We start from the raw sequence: 20,613 nt of genomic DNA, 5'->3' as shown, positions 1-20,613 counted from the left end.
ATTCCACCGTATGCAGGTGTTGCTGTCCAATTCTAATTTTGGATCTTTGCTGATAAGAATTCCTTATCAGCGTTGTCAGGGACTACTGTTTGTGTCCTTTGCGTTTGAGCCCGTGCTTGCGTGCGACCTCTTGGGCCAATGCAGCGACGGTCTGTGGCACGTAGCTGTTGGCGCCGTCCACCCAGCAGGCGTAAAAGCCCAGGGGCTCAGGGGTTTGATCGGCATTCAGAAGGCATAGGCGCCCCTCGTCGATCTCCTGTGCAACCACTACAGGCGCAATCACGCTGGAGCCGATTCCGCGCTGTGTCATGTGCACGATCGTGCTGAGCGAGGCGCTGCCATAGAGCCGGGGCGATTTCACGCCGGCTTGCAGCAGCAGAGTCTTGATGGCCTGATAGGGCACACTTACGGATGGGTAGGTGATGACCGGGAATTGCCCCAGCTCGGCCACCGTGATGGGGCGGTCATGGAGCTTCATGCCCGGACTTGCAATCCACGCGAGATCGTAGTCGCAGAGGTGCAGGCTATGTTCGCGCACGTCCTGGCTCGGCCCGACGACCAGCGCCAGATCGATCTGCCGGGCCGCCAGCTGGCCTCTCAGGACGTGTGTGATGTCGACCTGCAAATCGAGCGTCAGCGCCGGGTAGCGGCGGTGCAGGATGTCGATCAAGTGATCAAGCCACGTGTGGACCAGTGTTTCTGTGCTGCCCAGCCGCAGCGTCCCTTGCATGGCGCTTTCGGCACGAGCAATTCGCAGGATGTCCGCGCCGGTGTGGACCATGCGCTGCGCCAGTGGCAGCAGCTCCTGGCCTTTTTGGGTCAGCCCTATGCCGCGTGCACTGCGCTCGAACAGGCGCGTGCCCAGGCTTGCTTCGAGCCCGGCGATGCGCTGAGAGATCGTGGGTTGTGTCGTGTGCAGCTTTTCGGCCGCCGCACGAAATCCCCCGAGTTCCGCCACCCAGACAAAGGCGCTGATCTGTTTGAGGTCCATGGCCAATGGTATCGCGCATCGGGCGCAATCGGGCGCACATGAGCGCTACACTGCTTTGTTGCACATGCAGCGCGAAGCGTGCCCATGACCATACTCCCCTCGCCCGGAACGGGCCCTTCCTCTTTGCCCGATGATTATGTTCGGCCTTCGGTCCTGCTGGCGCTGACGGTTGCCCTGGTGGGGGTGTTTGCCTTCATCCAGGTGTATTCGGTGCAGTCCATCCTGCCCGAACTGCAGCTTGACCTTCGGGCTTCCGTGGTGGAAATCGGCAATTCGGTCGGCATGACGATCCTGGCCGTGGCGCTCATATCGCCCTTTGTGGGCATGTTGTCGGATGCGGTGGGCCGGAAGTGGATGGTGGTGGGGTCGGCGTTTGCGCTGGCGATCCCCACGGCGCTGCTCACCCAGGTGCAGACCGTGCATGGCCTGCTGTTGCTGCGTTTTCTTCAGGGGCTTGCCGTTCCCGGGGTCTCGGTGGTGATCATCGCCTACATTGGCGAGGAATTCCGCGGCGGGTCGATGATCCGCATCATGGCCATCTATGTCGCGGGTTCCGTGCTGGGTGGCTTCATGGGCCGGTTTCTCATGGGACACCTGACTGAACTCATGACCTGGCGTCACGCGTTTGGCGTGATGGCCGTGCTGAACGTGCTGGGGGCTGCCGTCGTTTGGCGGGGCTTGCCGGCGTCGCGGCACTTTGTGGCCAAGAAGAGCTTTGGCGGCAGCCTGCGCACGCTGGGGCAGCTTGTCCACAATCCGTCCTTGCAGGCGGCCTGCGCGCTGGGCTTCACGGTGCTGTTCGCACTGGTGGGCCTGTTCACGTTCGTGAATCTGCACCTGGCGGCGGCCCCATATGACTTCAGCTCGGGGGCGCTTGCGAACATCTTCGTGGTGTACCTGCTGGGAGTGGTGATTACCCCCATGGCCGGGCGCGTGATTCTATGGCTCGGGGTGCGGCTCACGGTGCTGCTTGCCGTGGGAACATCCGCCTTTGGTGTGTTGCTGACCCTGGTGCATCCCGCCTGGGGGATCGTGGTGGCGCTGGCGATCGCCTCGTCGGGGGTCTTCATCACCCAGTCGGCCATCATGAGCTTCATTGCCTATCGCATCACCAGTGGGCGTTCGCTCGCCAGCGGGCTCTATTACTCGGCGTACTACTGCGGCGGGTTTTCAGGGGCGTGGCTGGGCGGGGTCGCCTACACCTATGGCGGCTGGGCGGCCACGGTGGCGTTGCTGGTGGCCTCGCAGGCCCTGGGTTGGTGCGTCGCGTGGCGCTTCATTCCCAAACCCGTTCCGAAGACGGGTTGAACCTCTCTTCACTGACTGATCATGTCTCTGTCCATTCAAAGCCTGTACAGCTATCCGGTGAAGTCGTGCGCAGGTATTCGGCATGACAAGGTTTCCTGCAGCGAGGCGGGACTTGCGTCTGACCGTCATTGGGTCATCGTGGATGCCCAAGGGACCTTCATGACGCAGCGCGAGCATTCCCGCATGGTGCTCATTCACCCCGAGCCAGTCGAGGGCGGCCTGTGGCTGCGGGCGCAGGGGCAGGAAGACTGCTTCGTATCCCTGCCGGAAGCCGATGCGCCGGCTGTGCCCGTGGATATCTTCAGTGCCCATACGTTGGGCGCGGATCAAGGGGATGACGTCGCCCGCTGGCTGACTGCTTTTCTGGGCCTGCCTTGCCGGCTCTTGCACGTGCACCCGCGGGCACACCGGCCCGCCAGCCAGGACCACGTGGCCCGCTGGCGTGCGGCGCATTCCGACTGGCCCATGACGTTTGCTCCCCCGGGGGCACACCAGTTTGCGTTTGCCGACGGGTTTCCGTTTCTGGTGACCAACCAGGGCTCTTTGGAGGAGCTGAATGGCCAGCTTGCGGCTGGTGGGCATTCTACGGTTGACATGATCCGCTTTCGTCCGAACATCGTGCTTGGTGGCTTGGAACCCTACGAAGAAGACCATCTGGCCGGGTTTCGCTCGGACGCGTTGGGCTTTGCCTTCGTCAAGCCTTGTGCCCGCTGCCCGATTCCCAACGTCGATCCTGCGACGGGCCTGAGAGCCGAAGAACCAGGGCGCACCTTGGCGCGCCACCGGCAGTTTGAGCAAGGGGTGCTGTTCGGCCTGAATGCCATCGTGTCCTTGCCAGTGGGCCAGAGCGCCTGGCTGCAGGTGGGCGACACCTTCGAGCCGGAGTACGACTTCCAGTAAACCCTTTTGGGGTCAGCAGAGGTTCAGTTGGATGGGCCGGTGTGGGGCCTGTGCAGGGGCCAGGGGTTCGAGCTTGCTTACTCGCACGCCCAGCAGCCGCAGGCGCCGATCCAGCGTGATGCGTTTCAGGCACTGGCCGGCCGCCTTGTGGATGGCCTCCGAACTGGTGACGGGCTCATTCAGCGTAAGGTCGCGCGTCACGATCTGAAAATCGTCAAAGCGCAGCTTGACGCCGATCGTGGCGCCACACACGCCTTTGCGGGCGAGGTCTTCTGCCAGTCGCTCACATAGCTCACTGAAAATCTCGGACAGCAGCGCGCGATCGCGGCGCACGTGCAGGTCGCGTTCGAACGTGGTTTCGCGGCTGATGGTCTTGGGTTCGGATTCGGTGACCACGGGGCGGTCGTCTCGGCCGTGCGCCACGTCCAGTAACCAGAGTGCGGTGCCCAGGCCGAAGTGTTCCTGCAGCAGTTCCGGCGCGGCCGCTGCAAGTTGAGCTACGGTTTCTATACCCAGACCCTGCAGCTTGCGGGTCGCCTTGGGTCCGATTCCGTTGACCTTGGAGACCGCCAGCGGCCAGATCCGGCGCTCCAGGTCGCCGGGGCCAATGATCGTGAGCCCATCCGGTTTGTCCAGATCGGACGCGATCTTCGACAGCAGCTTGTTGGGTGAAATGCCGACCGAGCAGATCAGGCCGGTTGCGTCGTGCACTGCGCCTTTGAGTGCATGCCCGAGTGCCTCGGAGTCCTCGTGCAGTTCGGTGAGATCAATGTAGATTTCGTCGATGCCGCGATCTTCGATGCAGGGGGCGATGGCCGCAACCGCCGTCTTGAACAGGTTGGAATAGTGCCGATAGCGCGGAAAGTCCACGGGCAGCACGATCGCGTCGGGTGCCAGGCGCGCCGCTTTCATCATCCCCATGGCGGAATGCACGCCAAAGGCTCGGGCCTCGTAGGTGGCGGTGGTGATCACGCCTCGGCCCACGTAGTCGCGCAGCCGCGCATAGTGCCCACCTTGCGGGGCCTGTGCCCAGCCGCCGATCACCACTGCCTGCCCGCGCAAGTCGGGGTAGCGCAGCAGTTCCACAGACGCGAAGAAAGCGTCCATATCCAGGTGGGCAATGCGGCGAGGACGTGATGCGGTGGCCATGGTCATGGCTATGCTACTGCGAACGCATAGCAAAAGGCCCGCTCCAACAGCCGCTGGAGCGGGGCCCGAGTACTGCCAAGTCTTGGGCGTGAACCGCTTTTACAGCACCGTCAGCTTGACGTCGACGTTGTTGCGCGTGGCGTTGGAATATGGGCACACGACGTGGGCCTTCTTTACCAGATCTTGCAGTTTGGCGTGGTCAACGCCGGGGGCGGAGATCTTCAATTCCACCGCGATGCTGAACCCCGTGGGGATGGGGCCAAAGCTCACCGCGCCGTCGATCTTCGTGCTGTCGGGCAGCGAGACCTGCTCTTTGCCGGCCACCAGCTTCAGGGCGCCAAGAAAGCAAGCCGAGTAGCCGCAAGCGAACAGTTGTTCCGGGTTGGTGCCCGGGCCGCCGTCACCGCCCATTTCTTTGGGGACCGACAGCTTGACGGACACGCGGTCGTCGGACGACTTGGCGCTGCCATCGCGCCCACCGGTGGCGGTGGCGTGCGCGGTATAGAGAACTTTTTCCAGAGACATGTGGGACTCCTTGTGGTGCGGATGATGAAAGGAAGCCGGCACCACAAGCGGCGTCCTTCTGAGTGCAGCGGGCTCAGGCCCGTGCTGCCTGATCTTGAGGTGAGAGCAGTGCGCCCCGAAGGTGGGCACGCAGATCTTCAAGTGCTGCCTTGAGAACCCTTGTCTGGCCAGGGTTGCAGCCCGTGGCGCACAGCACCCCACGGGGAATGTCGTGTGCGCGGTCTTGCAATGCAAGCCCTGCAGGGGTCAGAGTGATCCGGACTTGGCGCTGGTCTTCTTGTGCGCGGTCGCGCCGCACCAGCCCGAGTACCTGGAGACGTTTGAGCAGCGGCGTGAGCGTGGCGGAATCCAGAAAGAGCCGCTCGCCCAGCGCGGTGACGGAGATTCCATCTGATTCCCACAGTACCAGCATCACTAGATATTGGGGATATGTCAGGCCCAGATCGGCCAGGTAGTGCCGATACACCTTGCCCATGGCCAGCTGTGCAGAATAGAGCGCAAAGCAAAGCTGCATGTCGAGTGCGAGGCTTGGGGCCTCGCGGATGATTGATTCGTGGGGTGTCATGATCTGTAATCTACATTGTGCGCGATTAAATAGCAAGCTATTTAATAAATGGCGATTTCGGTGAAAAAGCGATCGGAAATGGCGCGATCCCGGACTTCGCGGTTTGCGATTCCCGCCGTCGCAGTTCCAGCGTTCTCTGTTTGATTGACAACGATGCATGGTTGTGACAATGTTGTCAACAAGTTGTATTTTCCGGGCTTTCTGAGGAGACCTGCTGATGAATGACGTCGATGTCTCGGCGGTGCAAAAAGACGGGGACCCGGATGTGGTGATCAGCGACGTGCTGGTCCTTGGCGGGGGGGCTGCAGGCTATCAGGCCGCCACTGCTGCTGCCCGTTCTGGTGCCCGCGTCAGCCTGGTGGCGCGAGCGCGGGGGGCATCGCCATTCATTCTCGGGTTCAATGCGAGCCTTGCCCAAGGCACCCCAGGAGATTCTGCCGAGCAGTTCTACCAGGATACGCTTGTTGGCGGCTACAACTTGGGTGAACCCCGTCTGATACGGGCACTTGTGGAGCAGGCGCCCGTGGCGTTCGAGGAACTTCGACGCCTGGGTGTTCCCTTTGAGATGCACGAAGGGCGGCCGGCTTTGCGGCACCTGTCGGGCTCGCGTTATGCCCGGTCCGTCTATGTGGCCAGGGGCACCGGCAATGCGGTCCTGCGTGCCCTGACCAGCGAAGCAAAGGTCCTGGGCGTCGATGAGCACCCAGGGTTGAGGGTGTTGAGCCTGCTGGTTCTGGACGGCCGCGTCTGGGGGGCGCTTGCGGTGGACCCGCGCGCTGGTCGTCTGACCGCCTTCCTGGCTTCAAACACGGTTCTGGCGATGGGTGGGATTGGCGGTATTTATGGGGATTCAACCTACCCCGCAGATGTGGTGGGTAGTTCCTATGCATTGGCGCTGGACGCCGGCGCCGTGCTGCGCGACATGGAATTCGTGCAGTTTGAGCCAACGGTCGTGGCGTCTCCCGATGGTGTGCGTGGCATGGAGATGCCGACTGCCATGATAGGTGATGGTGCGGTGCTGAAGAACGCCTTGGGTGAGCGCTTCATGTGCCGGTACCATCCCGATGGTTGTGAGAAACAGATCGAGAAGGCGCAGATGGCGCTCTTTATTCAGAAAGAGATCGACGAAGGACGGGGCACGTCGGACGGTGCCGTTTATTTCGATGCTACTGTGCTCAGCCCGCAGGTTCTGAACGGCTATGTGTCACATCGCCAGCGCCTGTTCAAGGCGGGCGTGGACCCGCAGACCCAGCCGGTGCGAGTTCACCCCGCGGCACACAGCCTGATGGGAGGGGTGAGCATCGATGCCCGCTGCCATAGCAGTGTGCCCGGTCTGCTGGTGTGCGGCGAGGCCGCTGGCGGCCTGCATGGCGCCAGCCGCATTGCGGGTAATGGCGCCGCCGATGCCATTACTTTTGGCCGTCTGGCGGGGCTGTCGGCCTGCGAGGGCGAGCTGCGTTCGACGAGGCCACAGCATCAGCGGGTCCTGGATCTGGTGCGCAGTCTTGTGGTGGTTGAAGACGGTGGCGAAGACGTCGAGTCTGTCCAGACGCATATCAACATGGTTGCAGCTCTCATGTCGACGGCTTTCGGCATCCGACGTACAGGCAGTGCGATGACGGAAGGCGTCCGCACATTGACGACGCTTCATGACGAGATTTGCGCGCAATGGACGGGTTCGCCTCTGCATCCACTGGCGCGTGCCCGCACCATTACACTCGTGGCGCTCTCTGTGGCGCGTTCCGCGCTTGCCCGGCAGGAAAGCCGTGGCGCGCATTTCAGAGCAGACTACCCTGAACGCGACGACCAGCGCTGGCAACGTTCGAATTTCGTGCGGCTGGGTCACGACGGTGATGCCGTGCTAGATGCGCCTGGATGAGTAGCGGTCAGAGCGTTTCATCGTGTTTGAGCAACTCGCGCGCGGCTACCTTGACCTTTGCCCGATACGATTCTTCGAGCCGCGACATCATGGGCAGCATGGGGCCCATGTCGGCGATGCCGGAGGCTGTCACGGCCTCATGCAGCACGGGGATGGGCCCCATTTCGTCGCGGCAGTCCTCCAGCGGGATGTAGGCAGCCCGCAGTTTCTCCGCTTCTTCGTAGCGGCCTTCATGCAGCGCCTTCAGCAAGGCCGTCGAGCCTCGTGGTGCGACGCAGACTGACCCCGACGTGAAGCCTGGGAGCCCGAACTGACGCAGGTGGACGATGGCAGGGCGTTCACCGATACCGCTGATCACCATTTGCTTGTCCACCCGCTGGAGCAGATGGGTCAGGAAATCGTCCTGTTCCGGCTTCTGAAGCACTACCGCATACTTCACGGCCGTGATCCGCCCTTCTTGCACGAGAGCGGCGATGTCGTCTGGTTGCAGCGTGTGCGTGTCTTTCACATAAGCGATCACACGCAGGCCGGTTTCGTCCGTGAAACGCCGGATGCCGTCAGCGGTACCTTTGCCCGTTGAGGGAAACTTCAGCGGCAGCACCATGACCGTCGGGAACTTCCGCGACTTCAGAATACGGGCTTCGGCCATGAGCTTGCCATAATCCGGACCGACGGAGGGGATGACCCAGGTGTCGGCCCCTGCCAGCTCTTCGATCATGTCCAGAAAGCTGCCGTATTCCGCCGTGTCCATGTTGTAAAGATTGGCGTTGCCGCCGTATAGCAGCGTGCGTACGCCACCGCTTTCGAGGTGCCGCATCAATCGCAGGTTTGATTCCCGATCCAGCGACAGATCGTCATGGCGGGCGAGCGGCGGGACAGCCAGGACGGAACGGGTGATGTCAGACAGGGTAACGGCGGTAGTTTTCATGATCGGACCGGTTCTGAGAACACTGCCATTGTATCGCGCACACGCTCAGTTGTGAATTTGTTGTTTGTTATGGCGCCTTAAGTTGTTATTTTATGTTCAGGAACCGGGGTCGGGCTCCACGCTGTCGGTCAGCAGTCGGGTGCGTGCGTTGTCGATGTGTGCGCGCATGAGCTCGCGTGCAGCCGATGCGTCTTGTGCTTCGATGGCCTTGTAGATTGCCAGGTGTTCCTTCTGGACCAGCTCGAGCCGGGCCAGGTTCATCTGCAGCGAGAGGTTGCGCGCAACGGTCATGCCCGCGAAGATCAGCGCGGCCAGTGACTCCATGGTGGAGACGAACAACTCGTTCTTGGTGGCAGACGCAATCGCCTCGTGAAATTTGGCGTCCGAGTCTGTGGCAACCGAGCGCGAAGCCACGGCCTCGTCCATGTCGTGAAGTGCATCGCCAATCCGTTTCAGATCGGCACCCGTGCGGCGCCTTGCCGCGAGCCATGCGGCTTCTCCTTCGAGTGCGATGCGATATTCGAAGCAGCGTACGAGGTCAGCAACCCCGCCGATAGGCGCGAAATCGAAGAATTCTTTCTTGGGCCTGTGCTGGATGTAGGAGCCCGATCCATGACGCGAAATGATGATTTCGTCGGATCGCAGGCGTAGCAGCGCCTGGCGCACGACCGGACGGGACACGCCGAACTGCTGGGCCAGATGGTCCTCCGATGGGAGCTTGTGCCCCTCTTTCAGATCTTCGCGAGTGATCCAGGCCAGCAAGTCCTCGTAAAGTTTGTCGGCCAGCCTGCCATGCCGCACAGACGCCGTCTCAATACTCTTTTTCTTCACGGCTGAAGATATCATTTCCCAATGCTCCGTTTGGTTGCATTTTTCCCGTTGGGATCTATACTTGTAAAAAAGTAGTTATGTACTTGGCTATGTTGCGCTTGATGTTGTAACCATACTTCAACGTTTCTGCAAGGGTACCTCGATGGCGGATCTATTGTGCGAACGCGCGAGCAGTGCATTGATTCTCACGCTGAATCGTCCTCAGGTGATGAACGCGCTTTCCAGCGAGCTGGCCGCGGACATCCAGAAAGCTGTCGAGAACGCCCGCGACGATCCTGGTGTTCGCACCATCATTTTGACAGGTGCCGGTGACCGGGCATTTTGTGCCGGGATGGATCTGAAACAGCGCAGTGCGCTCACCCCGGACCAGAAGTGGGCGCAGAGCCGCGCCGGATGGCATCTTTACCAGAGCTTGATGGAGTCTCCAAAGGCCGTCATCGCGGCTATTGGGGGCTGGTGCCTGGGCGGTGGATTTGAATTGGCCCTGGCCTGTGACCTTCGTTACGCGGCTGACGACGCTCGCTTCGGTTGGCCCGAGATGACCCTGGGCGCGTATCCGGGTGGGGGTGCGGCCATTCTGCTTCCGCGCCTCGTTGGCCGAGCGCGCGCCAAAGAACTGTTTTTCACTGCGCGGCGCATAGGTGCGGAAGAGGCACTGACGATGGGCCTTGTACAGCGCGTCGTGCCTCGCGAAAAACTCATGGATTGTGCGCTGGAGGTTGCTCGCAGCATCGAGGCAACGAGCCCGCTTGGCCTGGCGGCGGTGAAGCGTTCGGTCAACGAAGGCGCCGACTTGCCCATGGATGACGCTGCGACGCTGGATCAGCGCCTGCGTCGCCCACTGGAAGCCACCCATGATTACGAGGAAGGCATAAAGGCGCATTTCGAGAAGCGCAAACCGGTGTTCAGGGGTAATTGAGTGGACGACAGTGCAGACAGATTGCAATCGGGCCCTATTGGCCGCAAGCCGCTTGCAGGCGTGCGTGTCCTGGATTTTTCGCGGATTCTCGCTGGACCCTATTGTGCACAACTCCTCGGCGATCTGGGCGCAGACGTTGTGAAGGTGGAGTTGCCGGGTACCGGCGATCCATTGCGCCGTCAGGGCCCCCCCTTCGTGCATGGCAATGGCATCAGCTTCTATGCGGCCAACCGCAACAAGCGTTCCATTGCACTGGATCTCAAATCCGATGGCGGTCGTCGCATCGCGAAGCAGCTTTGCGGAAAGGCCGATGTCCTGCTCGAGAACTTCCGACCTGGTGTCATGGATCGGCTGGGCTTGGGCTACGAGGCCTTGTCCCTGGACAATCCGCGGCTTGTGTATGCATCTATTTCCGGCTTTGGGGCCGATGGCCCCGACAGCGGCAAACGCGCCTACGATCTCACCATCCAGGCGATCGGGGGCTACATGAACATCACCGGCCAGCGCAATGGTGAGCCCGTCAAATTGGGGACCTCGGGCTTCGATGTGCTGGCCGGCACGAACTGCTACGCCGGAATCCTGGCGGCACTTTTACAACGCGGCATGACCGGAGTGGGTCAGAAAGTCGAGACCAGTCTGCTGGAATCACAAGTCGCCTTTCTCGTGGGTGCCGCCCTCGAATACCTTCTCGTGGGTACCGAACCAGAAAAGTGGGGTTCCGAGCATGCCCAGCAAGTCCCCTACAAGGCCTTCAAGACGGCCGACGGCTGGGCGGTCATAGCCGCTGGTTTCGAGAACCTGTATCCGGAATTCTGCAAAGTTCTGGGACGCGAAGATCTGGCCCGTGACGTGCGCTTCAGAACCATGGCCGACCGTGTCGAGAATCGTGAACTCCTCTACGGCATTCTCGATTCAGAGGTTGCCAGGCATGCGTCGCGTGAGCTGCTGGCTGCGCTGGAGGCCGCCGGCGTCCCGTGCGCGCCCATCAACAACATGGAACAGGTGTTTTCAGACGCTCAGGTGCTGCACAGGCACATGAAGCAGACGCTGCAGCACCCAGAGTACGGAGAAGTGGCTTCGCTGGGTGCCGCCGTGAAATTTTCGGAGTTTGATGTTGCGGGCGGCTGGAAGGCGCCGCCCTTGGTTGGTGAGCACACAGCACAGGTGTTGCGTGAGTGGCTTGGGATTGGGCCATCGGTGACGGAGCACGCGGACACTCAGTGAAATCAGGATGCAGCGCAGTCTGGCTGCTTCGGCTTCAGGAGGATGGCAAAATGAAACACACGATCGAAAACGCCGACCACACGGCCGGTGACGATGGCGGAACGAGCCGTCGGAAGTTTCTCACGACACTCGGTGTGGGTGCGGCCGGGCTCGGATTCCCTTTCATAGTGACCTCGCGCAAGGCGTTTGCAGATACCGCCGACAGCGCACCGCCCGACATGAATGCCGCCCGCAAAGAAGGTCCGCTGCTGCTCTGGCATGGTGACCAGGAGGCCGACGTCGTCAAATTCATCCGGATGTTCACGGACAAGACGGGCATTCAGGTCAACCAACAGCGGCTTTTGCCGGGTGCCGCCTGGCCCAAGCTCAACGCAGAACTGCGCGCTGGCAAGGTCGACGTCGACGTCTACGATACGTCCGACCCCGGCACGATGGACAAAATGCGCCAACAGGGGCATTTGCTGCGCTATGAGCCGCCCGGAATGGATGCTTTCGACCCGCGGGCGCTCAGCAACCCGCGCGGATATTGGTCGACCTACTTCATCAATGTGGGGCCGATCATGTACGACCCACGTTACGTGAAGCAGGACGAGGCACCCAAATCGTTGATGGATCTGCTCGATCCACGCTGGAAGAATGCCATCGGGTTTCAGAATGCAGCTGCGGGTACGTCATATGCGATGTGGTTCGTGCTGCGCAACATTCTCCCCAAAGATTATTGGACGAAACTGGCTGCGCAGAACCCCAAGGGGTATTCATCCTCGACTCAGATCATGAGCGACCTGCATCGTGGTGACCTCAAGGTCGGAGGCCGCGTGAGCATCTTCCAGTATCTGAAGTCCAAACGTGACAAGCTGCCGATCGAGATGGTCTTTCCCACAGAAGGGACACCCTCTGTGAATGAAGTGACCGGCATCTTCAAGGCGTCGAAGCGGCCCAATGCCGCCAAGGCCTACGTCAACTACCTGCTTTCGGCCGAGGGGCAGAAGGCGTGGAACGAGATCCAGGGATCGTATTCGGCACGCAAGGACGTCGACATCGCAGGCCTGCCGGCCATCTCGTCGATCAAGGTGCTGTTTCCCACGCCGGATGAGTTTGCCGAATTCGGCTCGCAGAAACTCCATGCCGAGTATCTGAAGGTCTGGAACAACTTGGTGGGGTTGTAAGCGAACCATGGTCGCCGCTGAGTCCGCCGTGCAAACGACTGGCCGCTCCTTGGCCAGTCGTTTCAAGGGCAAGTTCTCATTGCGTGTCTGGTTGCCCCTGGCATTCATCCTGGCTTGCCTGGGTTATCCGCTATTTCTTCTGTTCACCAGTGCGTTCAACGTGGGGGACCCGCAGGCACTGCCCGCAACGCAGTATGGGTTGAATAATTTTATCGAGCTGGGGCGGCATCTGGACTGGATCGGCAACACGCTGCTGGTGGCGTCCATAGGCACGGTCCTGGCCATTGCCATGGCGGTCGTGCTGGCGTGGATCCTGTATCGGACCACGGTGCCAGGGCAGCGCGTGTTCGAAGTGTTGATTTCCCTGCCGTACCCGCTGGGGCCTCTGGTGGGGGCATTGGCCTGGAGCGCGCTCGCCTCGCCGGGCGATGGCATCCTGAACCAGCTTTACATGAAGCTCACGGGCGCCACAGAGCCGTTGTTCAACATCTATACGGTGCCTGGCATTATTTTTGTCATGGCCATCTTCGAGGCGCCCGTGGCTGTCCTCATGATAGGGGCCGCCATGCAGCGTATGGATTCGTCGCTGGAGGAATCGTCGGCCATCTTTGGGGCGGGGCGGTTTTACACTGCGATCCGCATCACGCTGCCGTTGCTTCTGCCCGCGATCCTGAGTGCAGCCCTGTTCGTCTTCACGTCCATGATGGGCGCCTTTGCGATCCCCACCATGCTGGGAACCAGCGCGCGCTTCTATGTGGCCACGACCGCCATCTACGTGATGTTTCAGAGCTATCCACCCAACTACCCCTTGGCCGCGGCCATTGGCGTGGTCCTCATTGCCATTGCCGCGCTGGGCGTATGGCTCTACACGTGGGCCGTGAAGACCCGCAGCTTTGCTGTGGTCAGCGGCAAGACTTATCGCCCGCGCCGCCTCAACATGCGAGGCTGGACACCGCTGCTTCTGGGCATTGAATGTCTTTATGTTCTGGTTGCTCTCGTGCTGCCCATCGGCGTGCTGGTGCTTGCCTCGCTGCAAAGCAGCGGCGATCTCTCGCTGATTCCGACACACTGGACGCTGAGCAACTTCCATTACGTGCTGATTGATTTTCCCACCACGCGCGAGGCTATCGGCAACAGCTTGCTGCTGGGTGTGGGAACAGGCACCGTGGGGGTTGCGCTCGCGACCCTGATCGCCTGGACGGTGTACCGCTCGCACAGTGCGGGGCGGCAAGTGCTTGAGCAGGTGACCATGCTGCCACAAGCGTTTCCGCGCCTCATTTTTGCCTTTGGGTTCCTGTGGATGGTGCTTTCGCTGCCAATTCCGCTGTATGGCACGCTCTGGGCGGTACTGCTTGCCTACGTGATCGTGTTCTTGCCGCTGGCGTATCGGGGCATGAGTGGCGTCATCGTGCAGATCGACCAGTCGCTCGAAGAAGCTGCACGTGTGGAAGGCGCGCACTGGTGGCGGATGATGCGCACGGTCACCGTGCCGCTGCTCAGGGCAGGCATCCTTGCGAATTGGGCGCTGTTGTTCATGATTTCCGTGCGCGAGGTGAGCGCATCGCTCTTCCTGTCGGGACCAGGGACGCAAGTACTGGGACCGGCCATTTTCAGCTTCTGGGATTCGGGTGGGTTGCCCAAGGTCAGTGCGCTCGCCATCGTGCAGGCGGCCATCATCATGATCTGTCTGATCGTCGTGCACCGCCTGGGCAGCGGCAAGACACAGGCGTGAAGCCTGCAGATGAACTTTAGAGGGGATATCGATGGTTGCAGCGGCACCCTACATCGAGGTGAAGGATCTGACGGCCGCCTATGGCGACAAAGTAGTGGTGCACGGGGTTTCGTTTTCTGTCGCACCGGGTGAGCACTTGTCGTTGCTGGGGCCGTCGGGGTGCGGAAAGTCGACGACCTTGAGGTGCATTGCCGGGCTCGAGACACCCGCCTCGGGCGAGATCGTGATCGATTCGCAAGTCGTGTTCTCTTCGGCAAAGGGCATCAACGTCCCCACTGAAAAGCGCAATCTCTCGATGGTGTTCCAGTCCTACGCGATCTGGCCGCACATGACTGTGTTCGACAACGTGGCGTATGGCCTGCGTACGCGCAAGTCACACCAAGTGGACATCAAGGCGCAGGTTGCGTCCGCACTCGAGATGGTCGGCATGAAGGATTTCGCGTCTCGGCCGGCTACTGACCTGAGCGGTGGGCAGCAGCAGCGTGTGGCGCTTGCGCGCAGTTACGCCTGCCATCCCAAGGTCATCCTTCTCGACGAGCCCCTGTCGAATCTGGATGCCCGGCTGCGCACGCGCATGCGCGAAGAAATGAAAGACCTGCAGCAGAAATTCGAGGTCAGCACGCTCTATGTCACCCATGACCAGGAAGAGGCCATGGCCATGTCGAACCGTGTGATCGTCATGCGGGAAGGCAACATCGAGCAGGAGGGGCCGCCTCTGGAGATCTACAACCATCCTCGCAGCCGTTTCGTGGCCGACTTCATCGGCGCGGCCAACATCATCACGGGCAAGCTGGTCGGGCCGGCGGATGGCACCCCGGTGCTGGAGCTGGAGGGGGGCGTTTCATTGCGGTGTGCGCCCCGTGCGCATGAGCCGAGGCCCGGCCCGGATGGCAAGCAGGCAGTTGCCGTGCGCTCGGTTTACGCAGAGCTTGGCGTCCAGCCATCGACCTCATCCGTCAATCAGTGGTCGGCGACGATCGAGCGGCGCATTCTCCTGGGCGATATCGTGACGTACTTTGTGCGATGGCCAGGTGGCCTCATCCGGGTGCACGGGTTTCCCGGTGCGCTGTTGGAAGAGGGCGCTGCGGTATTTTTGTCGATTCCGGCCGAAAGAGCTGTCCTCGTCGACGCATAGGGCCTGTAGACGGCATAATCCCTATTTCTACATTGAACAGGGGATTCCCATGATCCGCGAATTGGCTCATATCGTCGTCAAGCCGGGCGCACAGGCCGGTTTCGAAGCCGCCGTCCACGAAGCGCTGGCGCTGTTCAAGCGCGTCAAGGGGTGCCGTCATGTCGAGCTGCACCACGGGATCGAGAAGCCTGAAGAATATTTGCTCGTCGTCCATTGGGAAACACTGGAAGATCACGTGGAAGGCTTTCGCAAATCGCCTGCTTTCCAAGAGTGGCGCGGCATGGTGGGGGGCTTCTTTGCTCAAGCGCCCGATGTGGTGCATGCCAACGTCGTCATCGAATAGTTGAGTATCCCTGCAGACGGTTTGAGGGAGTGAAAGGCGGTTTGGGGTGACATATGAACTTGCGGCAGATTGAAGTCTTCCGGGCCATTATGATCACGGGCTCGGTAAGCGACGCATCCCGTCTGCTGCACGTTTCGGTTCCCGCCGTCAGCCGTGTGCTCTCGCATGCTGAGAGCCAGCTGGACTTCCCCTTGTTCGAAAGAATCAAAGGACGGCTACATCCGACCGAAGAAGCCCGGCAACTGTATCGGGAGATAGAACTGGTCTATCGCGGCGTTCAGCGTGTGGATAGGCTGACGCATGAGCTGGCCGAACGGCGTCATGGGATGCTCAGCATCGTGACGAGCCCCAGCATTGGGCACATGCTGATCCCATTGGCGATCAGCCGCTTCCATGCCAGGTATCCCGATGTTCGCGTTCACTTCCGGTATCTGCACTACCAGTCTTTGAAGGAGCATCTTCTGAGCCGTCAGTCGGAGGTGGGTGTGTCCATCCTGCCGGTGGATCATCCCAATCTGGCTACCACGCCGATCGCCAGGGGGCGCTTGTTGTGCATCTGTTCACCGGACAGTCCGCTGTCGTCTCGGGAGTCTGTAACGCCACTGGATCTGCAGTCTCAGCGCCTCATCACTTATCCGCCCGATACTCCTTTTGGTGCCCATATAGAACAACTGTTCGCCGACTGGAAGGAGCCGCTGCAGGTTGCGATGGAGGTGGGGTCGCCACAGAACGCCTGTGCGCTGGTGGATGCAGGCGCCGGGGTCGCCTTGGTCGACGAATTTTCTTTACAGGCATGGCCGGTTGCCAGGTTTATGACGATACCCGTCCAGGGGGCGTCGCCCATTGTGGCCGACCTCGTCCATCTCAGGACCGGGCCCTTGTCCGCCACTGCGGATTCTTTCGTGAGAGAACTTCGTGGCGTGCTGTCTGAGAGAGGGCTTGGCCTGTCGGCTTAGTGCACAGCTTGCGTCAACGCCTCCTGTTGATTGATCCACCTGATGGCTTCGCGTGCGAGTGCATCGATTGAGTCTGACAGGGGAATTCCCACTTTTGATCTTTGGGAATATGGGATGGCCAGAGGCAATTCGGTGCAGCCCAGGACGATTGATTCGGCGCCACGCTCTCGGAGCAAATCGATGGCGTGCATCATTGGCGCATATGCCTTGTCGACGCGGTTGGCTTTGACGGCTGCAATGGCGGGAACCAGCAGTTCCTGTATTTCGGTTTGCGTCGGGATGATGGGTTTGTACCCGGCCGATTCCAGTCGGTTCTGATACAGCCTCGTCTTCAGCGTCGCAGGTGTCCCGAGGAGACCGATAGTCCCTTGGAGCGTCTGCTGGCGCTGCAGGTCGTGAATGACAGCGTCAACGATGTGCAAGATGGGTTTTGAACTGGCCTGGTGCAGCTCCTCAAACCACAAATGTGCTGTGTTGCAGGGGATTGCAATGCAATCGACACCGGTGCTTTCCAGGGTATGGAGACCGCGTATCATGGCCGGCAGAGGGCTGTCACCCTGGCCGAAATGTGCGGTCGATCGGTCGGGGATGTCGGGGTCGTTGACGAGGATCACGGGGATGTGGTCCTGGTCCTTGCTGGCTGCTGTGAGCTGGACGATTCGAACGGCAAAGGAGGCGCCGGCCAATGGTCCCATGCCCCCAAGAACCCCCAGGCGCGGCCTGCTGCTGTCGTGTGGTTGAAATTGTGTCATTGTCAGGCGTCGTCACCGGGGACGGTGCCGGGCGGCAGCGTTTTCACGTGATCGGCAATCTGTCCAGGTGTCGCAAGCCATATCTCGTCGCGGTGTTGCATGATGTGCTCTATCACTTTGCGGAATTGACGCAGCCGGTACGGCTGGCCAAGCACGAAGCTGTGCAGCACGATGCTCATCACTAGTGGCCGTTGATGCGACTCGGAGAGCATCTCGTCGAATTGATCGACCAGGTTGTCACAAAACAGCTGTGATGGTGTTCGCCGGGACACGCATTCTATGGAGTCGTTCAGGTCGTGCGAGTAGGGGATGGACAATATCCGGCCGTTCTTGGTGCTGAACCAGATGGGTTGGTCGTCGATCGGCCAGTCCATCATGTACTCGTATCCATTGTCCTTCAACAGCTCCAGTGAGCGGCTGGTCTGGCAAATGTAAGGCGCCAGCCAGCCCTTTGGGGGCCGGCCCTCACGGTCACGAATGGTGTCCGTGACTTCCTTGATGCAAGCGGTCTCCGTCTCTTCGGACATATCTATCTGTCGCTCAGAATCGGTACGGCCGTGCCCGACGATTTCGTGACCTTTGGCCGAGAAGCGCTCTATCAGGCCTGGGCAGTAGGCGTAGACATCGGAGTTCGCGAGCAGCCCATATTGGAAATCGTAAGTATCTGCCAGATCCAGCAACCTGATCGCACCGACACGATTGCCGTAGTCGCGCCAGCCGAAGCTTCTGATGTTGGGCTGTGGCTGTGCAACCGCATAGTCGTTGCCGATCCCGGCCCCAAAGATGAAATGTTCTATGTTCAGGCTGAAGTGCAGGGCGAGCCGCTTTCCGCCTGGCCATTCATAGGTGGGCCGATCGCAGATTGCCGAATACTGATAGCGCCGGTGGGTGTCGAGTAAAGTTTTGCGTTCCATAGTCATGATTTGCCATCCTTCGATAATTCAACTGGATGTTGCAGGCTTGGTGCCTGATCGTCCCGAGGTCTCCGTTAACCTATCCTTCGGAACCAAACAGGTCGTTGCCTGTAAGGCCCGCAGACAATCCGAAGATCAGTTTCAGCCTGGCCTTGATCGCAGACAGATTGCCTGCGGAGACAAGGCCCGACTTCAGAAGATGTATTTCGCCTCCCACGCCGCCGTAGGTGCTGTCCAGAACCATCGGGTTGGGGCAGCGGCTCGCGAGGACGACGGGGATGCCCGCCGACACAGTGCTCACGAGCGCTTCCGCGAGTGGTGGCGGGACGTGGCCACCGCCGAGTCCGGCGACGACCAGACCGTCGATTTGGTCTCTGATTGCGTTCACGAGTACGCCGTCCGAGCCCGCAGCTGCCCACAGCAGTTCGACACGCTTGTCGGGTGCGCATACACGTGTCAGTCGCGGCGACGGCAGCGGGCCGGCGAGAGGCACCGCTTTGCCTTCTACCACCAGGCCAATGGGCCCCGCCGAAGGGGATTCGAAAGCAGCCACATGGGTGCTGTGAAATTTTGTCACCCAGCGGGCAAGATGGATTTCATCCTGGTGAACCACGACGGGGCCGTACGCAGCAAAAAGTGGGGTTGTGGCCACTGCGGCAGCGGCAGCCAGATTTGCGGGACCATCCGCACCTGGTGAGGCTGGGACTCTCATTGCGCCTGTGAGTACCACGGGGACGGGGGTCTGGAGCAGGAGCGAAAGCGCGTAAGCGGTTTCCTCCAGTGTGTCGGTTCCGTGTGTGATGATGATTCCGTCAGACCCGCAGCGGATTTCGTCTTCGACGGCTTTTGCAAGCGCCCACATCGTTTGTGGCGTAACGCTTCGGCTCGAGATGCGCGCAACGTCGCGTGCGCGAATGCTGACGGCTTTGCCGGCGAGCTGCGCGGAGGACGCCAGTGATTCGGCCTCGAGTTCGGGGGTTGCGCCTGACTCGTGTGGCTTTGTGGAAATAGTTCCCCCGGTTGCGAGCAGGCTAACTTGCATGATCAACGCTTTCTGAGAATAGCTGGGAGCAGTCCGTGATTCTTGAGAGGCTGGTCAGGCGCTTCCACCACGCCTGGGCAGTGCCGTGGTGGCCGACCAGGCTTTCAAACTTCTGTCGTACTTCTTCCCCGCTTAAGGGATCGTGGTAGTGTCCGTGGGGGTTGTCCACCTGGGTGGTGTGCCTTTTTCCGTCTGAGGTGACGAATGTGATCCGTGCCGGGGAATCGTCCGGCCATTTGGCTTCCAGATCGTCGGTAACCTTTACGTCCACACGTTCCGCGAGACGTGCCGTTTTCGCTTCGAATCGGAAGCCGTCGGCATCCAGTGGACGGCGCAATGCGGCAGCGGCGACCACATAGGGTAGAGAAAATCTGGCAGACAAAGCGTTGGGTTCGGATTGGCGGTTCAACTTGAGGTTGTTGCTCACGGTCTCGACGTGTATTTGGCTGATATCGTCTGCATCGAAGGCGGGCAATTTCATGACTGCGTCGATTGCGGCGTGACTCAGAGCGCATGCACTGTGGATCTTGAAGTAATTTCGGGTGAGCCCGAGATGCGCATAGTCCAGTGGGGCGGTCAGTGCACTTGGGTTGACGAGTTCACCTGCGATTTTTCCGAAGGACGACTCCAGGCTCGTGGGTGAACCCGTAAATCCCGCCTCCACCAGGTCTGACGACCGGATCGCCCAGCGGGCAGCACTTCCCATCCATGTATTCCTGGCCGTCGCGCCTTCGAAGCAGGCATCCCAAACGGAAAGGATGGGACTGGTTGCCGCGACCCGTGCCGCTTCTACGGGATCTCGCCCGAGGATCGTCGCAACGGCGACTGCTCCGCCCACTGCGCCAAAATGGCCGTGGGGGTGAGTGGGGTACCGAAGTCGATAGGCCGTGAACAATCTTGCGGTGACTTCGTAGCCCGCCAGCACTGCTCGCAGTAGCGTTTCTCCAGAGACCGCGCCCGACTCGGCCATCGCCACTGCGGGGATCACGACCTGCATCCCTGGGTGCCCGGTAGGGCGCATGCCTTCATCGAGCTCCACGAAACTGCCGGCGGTGGCGTTCAGGAAAGCTGCCGTCTGCGGTTCTGCGTGGATCAGAAGACCACTGAACACCCTGGAACAGTGCCGAAAGTCTTCCCCCACCGTCTCGAGGCGCTTCTCGATGTCGAGCAGCCGGATCATTTCGGGTTGCCGATGCCCTGCGCAACTCACGCCGATGGTGTCAGCGATGATGTGCCCAGCGCGCTCCAGAGCCTTGCCGGGAACTTTGGCAATTTCAATGCCTGAGGCGGTGTCGACCGCCTGGTCCAAAAGTGAAACAGATGGCATTCGGCCCTCCGTATTTGTCCAGTGTGG

General features: G+C 60.7%; 20 protein-coding genes. 10 read left to right on the top strand and 10 right to left on the bottom strand.

Annotated elements, in window-relative coordinates:
• Positions 1-82: 82 nt before the first annotated feature.
• Entirely contained in the window at positions 83-991 is a 909-nt protein-coding gene (locus tag VF285_RS05650; protein WP_346951652.1) for a LysR family transcriptional regulator, read from the bottom strand.
• An 84-nt stretch (positions 992-1,075) separates the two neighbouring features.
• Between VF285_RS05650 and VF285_RS05645 the strand changes: the two genes are divergently transcribed.
• Positions 1,076-2,299, top strand: coding sequence for an MFS transporter (locus VF285_RS05645; protein WP_346951651.1), 1,224 nt, complete (start codon positions 1,076-1,078; stop codon positions 2,297-2,299).
• 21 nt (positions 2,300-2,320) lie between these two features.
• Complete coding sequence (locus VF285_RS05640) at positions 2,321-3,199, top strand: MOSC domain-containing protein (RefSeq protein ID WP_346951650.1); 879 nt, start codon at positions 2,321-2,323, stop codon at positions 3,197-3,199.
• Between the two features lie 12 nt (positions 3,200-3,211).
• On the opposite strand, the gene dinB is transcribed toward VF285_RS05640, so the two are convergent.
• From dinB to VF285_RS05625, 3 genes are all read right to left on the bottom strand, one after another.
• Positions 3,212-4,354 carry a DNA polymerase IV gene (dinB, locus tag VF285_RS05635; RefSeq protein ID WP_414648077.1) on the bottom strand — a complete coding sequence of 381 codons (1,143 nt, stop codon included), beginning with the start codon at positions 4,352-4,354 and terminating at the stop codon, positions 3,212-3,214.
• Positions 4,355-4,447: 93 nt separating this feature from the next.
• Positions 4,448-4,873 (bottom strand): organic hydroperoxide resistance protein, encoded by a 426-nt coding sequence (locus VF285_RS05630; RefSeq protein ID WP_346951649.1) that lies wholly within the window; start codon positions 4,871-4,873, stop codon positions 4,448-4,450.
• Between the two features lie 73 nt (positions 4,874-4,946).
• Positions 4,947-5,438: a MarR family transcriptional regulator gene (locus tag VF285_RS05625; protein WP_346951648.1), complete on the bottom strand. Its 492-nt coding sequence runs from the start codon at positions 5,436-5,438 to the stop codon at positions 4,947-4,949.
• Positions 5,439-5,655: 217 nt separating this feature from the next.
• Here VF285_RS05625 and VF285_RS05620 point away from each other — a divergent pair, with 217 nt between their 5' ends.
• Entirely contained in the window at positions 5,656-7,317 is a 1,662-nt protein-coding gene (locus VF285_RS05620) for an FAD-binding protein (RefSeq protein ID WP_346951647.1), read from the top strand.
• A gap of 7 nt (positions 7,318-7,324) precedes the next feature.
• On the opposite strand, the gene VF285_RS05615 is transcribed toward VF285_RS05620, so the two are convergent.
• A complete protein-coding gene (locus VF285_RS05615) occupies positions 7,325-8,245 on the bottom strand; it encodes a dihydrodipicolinate synthase family protein (protein WP_346951646.1) in 921 nt (306 codons plus the stop codon).
• Between the two features lie 96 nt (positions 8,246-8,341).
• The gene (locus tag VF285_RS05610) at positions 8,342-9,091 is read right to left on the bottom strand and encodes a FadR/GntR family transcriptional regulator (protein WP_346951645.1); all 750 of its coding nucleotides are present in this window, start codon (positions 9,089-9,091) and stop codon (positions 8,342-8,344) included.
• 127 nt (positions 9,092-9,218) lie between these two features.
• Here VF285_RS05610 and VF285_RS05605 point away from each other — a divergent pair, with 127 nt between their 5' ends.
• The 7 genes from VF285_RS05605 to VF285_RS05575 are packed head-to-tail and all read left to right on the top strand — an operon-like array spanning position 9,219 to position 16,551.
• On the top strand, positions 9,219-9,995 hold the full coding sequence (locus VF285_RS05605; RefSeq protein WP_346951644.1) for an enoyl-CoA hydratase/isomerase family protein: 777 nt from the start codon (positions 9,219-9,221) through the stop codon (positions 9,993-9,995).
• Positions 9,996-11,219, top strand: coding sequence for a CoA transferase (locus tag VF285_RS05600; protein ID WP_346951643.1), 1,224 nt, complete (start codon positions 9,996-9,998; stop codon positions 11,217-11,219). It abuts the gene before it with no gap.
• 50 nt (positions 11,220-11,269) lie between these two features.
• A complete protein-coding gene (locus VF285_RS05595; RefSeq protein ID WP_346951642.1) occupies positions 11,270-12,385 on the top strand; it encodes an ABC transporter substrate-binding protein in 1,116 nt (371 codons plus the stop codon).
• A 28-nt stretch (positions 12,386-12,413) separates the two neighbouring features.
• Positions 12,414-14,117 carry an iron ABC transporter permease gene (locus tag VF285_RS05590; protein WP_346951641.1) on the top strand — a complete coding sequence of 568 codons (1,704 nt, stop codon included), beginning with the start codon at positions 12,414-12,416 and terminating at the stop codon, positions 14,115-14,117.
• Between the two features lie 31 nt (positions 14,118-14,148).
• On the top strand, positions 14,149-15,252 hold the full coding sequence (locus VF285_RS05585) for an ABC transporter ATP-binding protein (protein WP_346951640.1): 1,104 nt from the start codon (positions 14,149-14,151) through the stop codon (positions 15,250-15,252).
• A gap of 49 nt (positions 15,253-15,301) precedes the next feature.
• Positions 15,302-15,595, top strand: a complete 294-nt coding sequence (locus tag VF285_RS05580) for an antibiotic biosynthesis monooxygenase family protein (RefSeq protein ID WP_346951639.1) — start codon at positions 15,302-15,304, stop codon at positions 15,593-15,595.
• Between the two features lie 53 nt (positions 15,596-15,648).
• The gene (locus VF285_RS05575) at positions 15,649-16,551 is read left to right on the top strand and encodes a LysR family transcriptional regulator (protein WP_346951638.1); all 903 of its coding nucleotides are present in this window, start codon (positions 15,649-15,651) and stop codon (positions 16,549-16,551) included.
• On the opposite strand, the gene VF285_RS05570 is transcribed toward VF285_RS05575, so the two are convergent.
• The 4 genes from VF285_RS05570 to VF285_RS05555 all read right to left on the bottom strand — a co-directional run bounded on the left by VF285_RS05570 (position 16,548) and on the right by VF285_RS05555 (position 20,586).
• The gene (locus tag VF285_RS05570; RefSeq protein WP_346951637.1) at positions 16,548-17,303 is read right to left on the bottom strand and encodes an aspartate/glutamate racemase family protein; all 756 of its coding nucleotides are present in this window, start codon (positions 17,301-17,303) and stop codon (positions 16,548-16,550) included. The two genes, VF285_RS05575 and VF285_RS05570, sit on opposite strands and share 4 nt — an antisense overlap.
• Before the next feature lie 2 nt (positions 17,304-17,305).
• On the bottom strand, positions 17,306-18,217 hold the full coding sequence (locus VF285_RS05565) for a polysaccharide deacetylase family protein (protein ID WP_346951636.1): 912 nt from the start codon (positions 18,215-18,217) through the stop codon (positions 17,306-17,308).
• Positions 18,218-18,296: 79 nt separating this feature from the next.
• Positions 18,297-19,259, bottom strand: a complete 963-nt coding sequence (locus VF285_RS05560; protein ID WP_346951635.1) for an asparaginase — start codon at positions 19,257-19,259, stop codon at positions 18,297-18,299.
• Positions 19,249-20,586, bottom strand: coding sequence for an MmgE/PrpD family protein (locus tag VF285_RS05555; RefSeq protein ID WP_346951634.1), 1,338 nt, complete (start codon positions 20,584-20,586; stop codon positions 19,249-19,251). Before VF285_RS05555 ends, VF285_RS05560 begins: the two co-directional genes overlap by 11 nt.
• Positions 20,587-20,613 lie beyond the last annotated feature (27 nt).

Source organism: Castellaniella sp. (genome assembly GCF_036379515.1).
Classification (GTDB): domain Bacteria; phylum Pseudomonadota; class Gammaproteobacteria; order Burkholderiales; family Burkholderiaceae_B; genus Castellaniella.
Note: the sequence above shows the minus strand (reverse complement) of the source record. Positions and strands in the feature narration are given on the sequence as shown.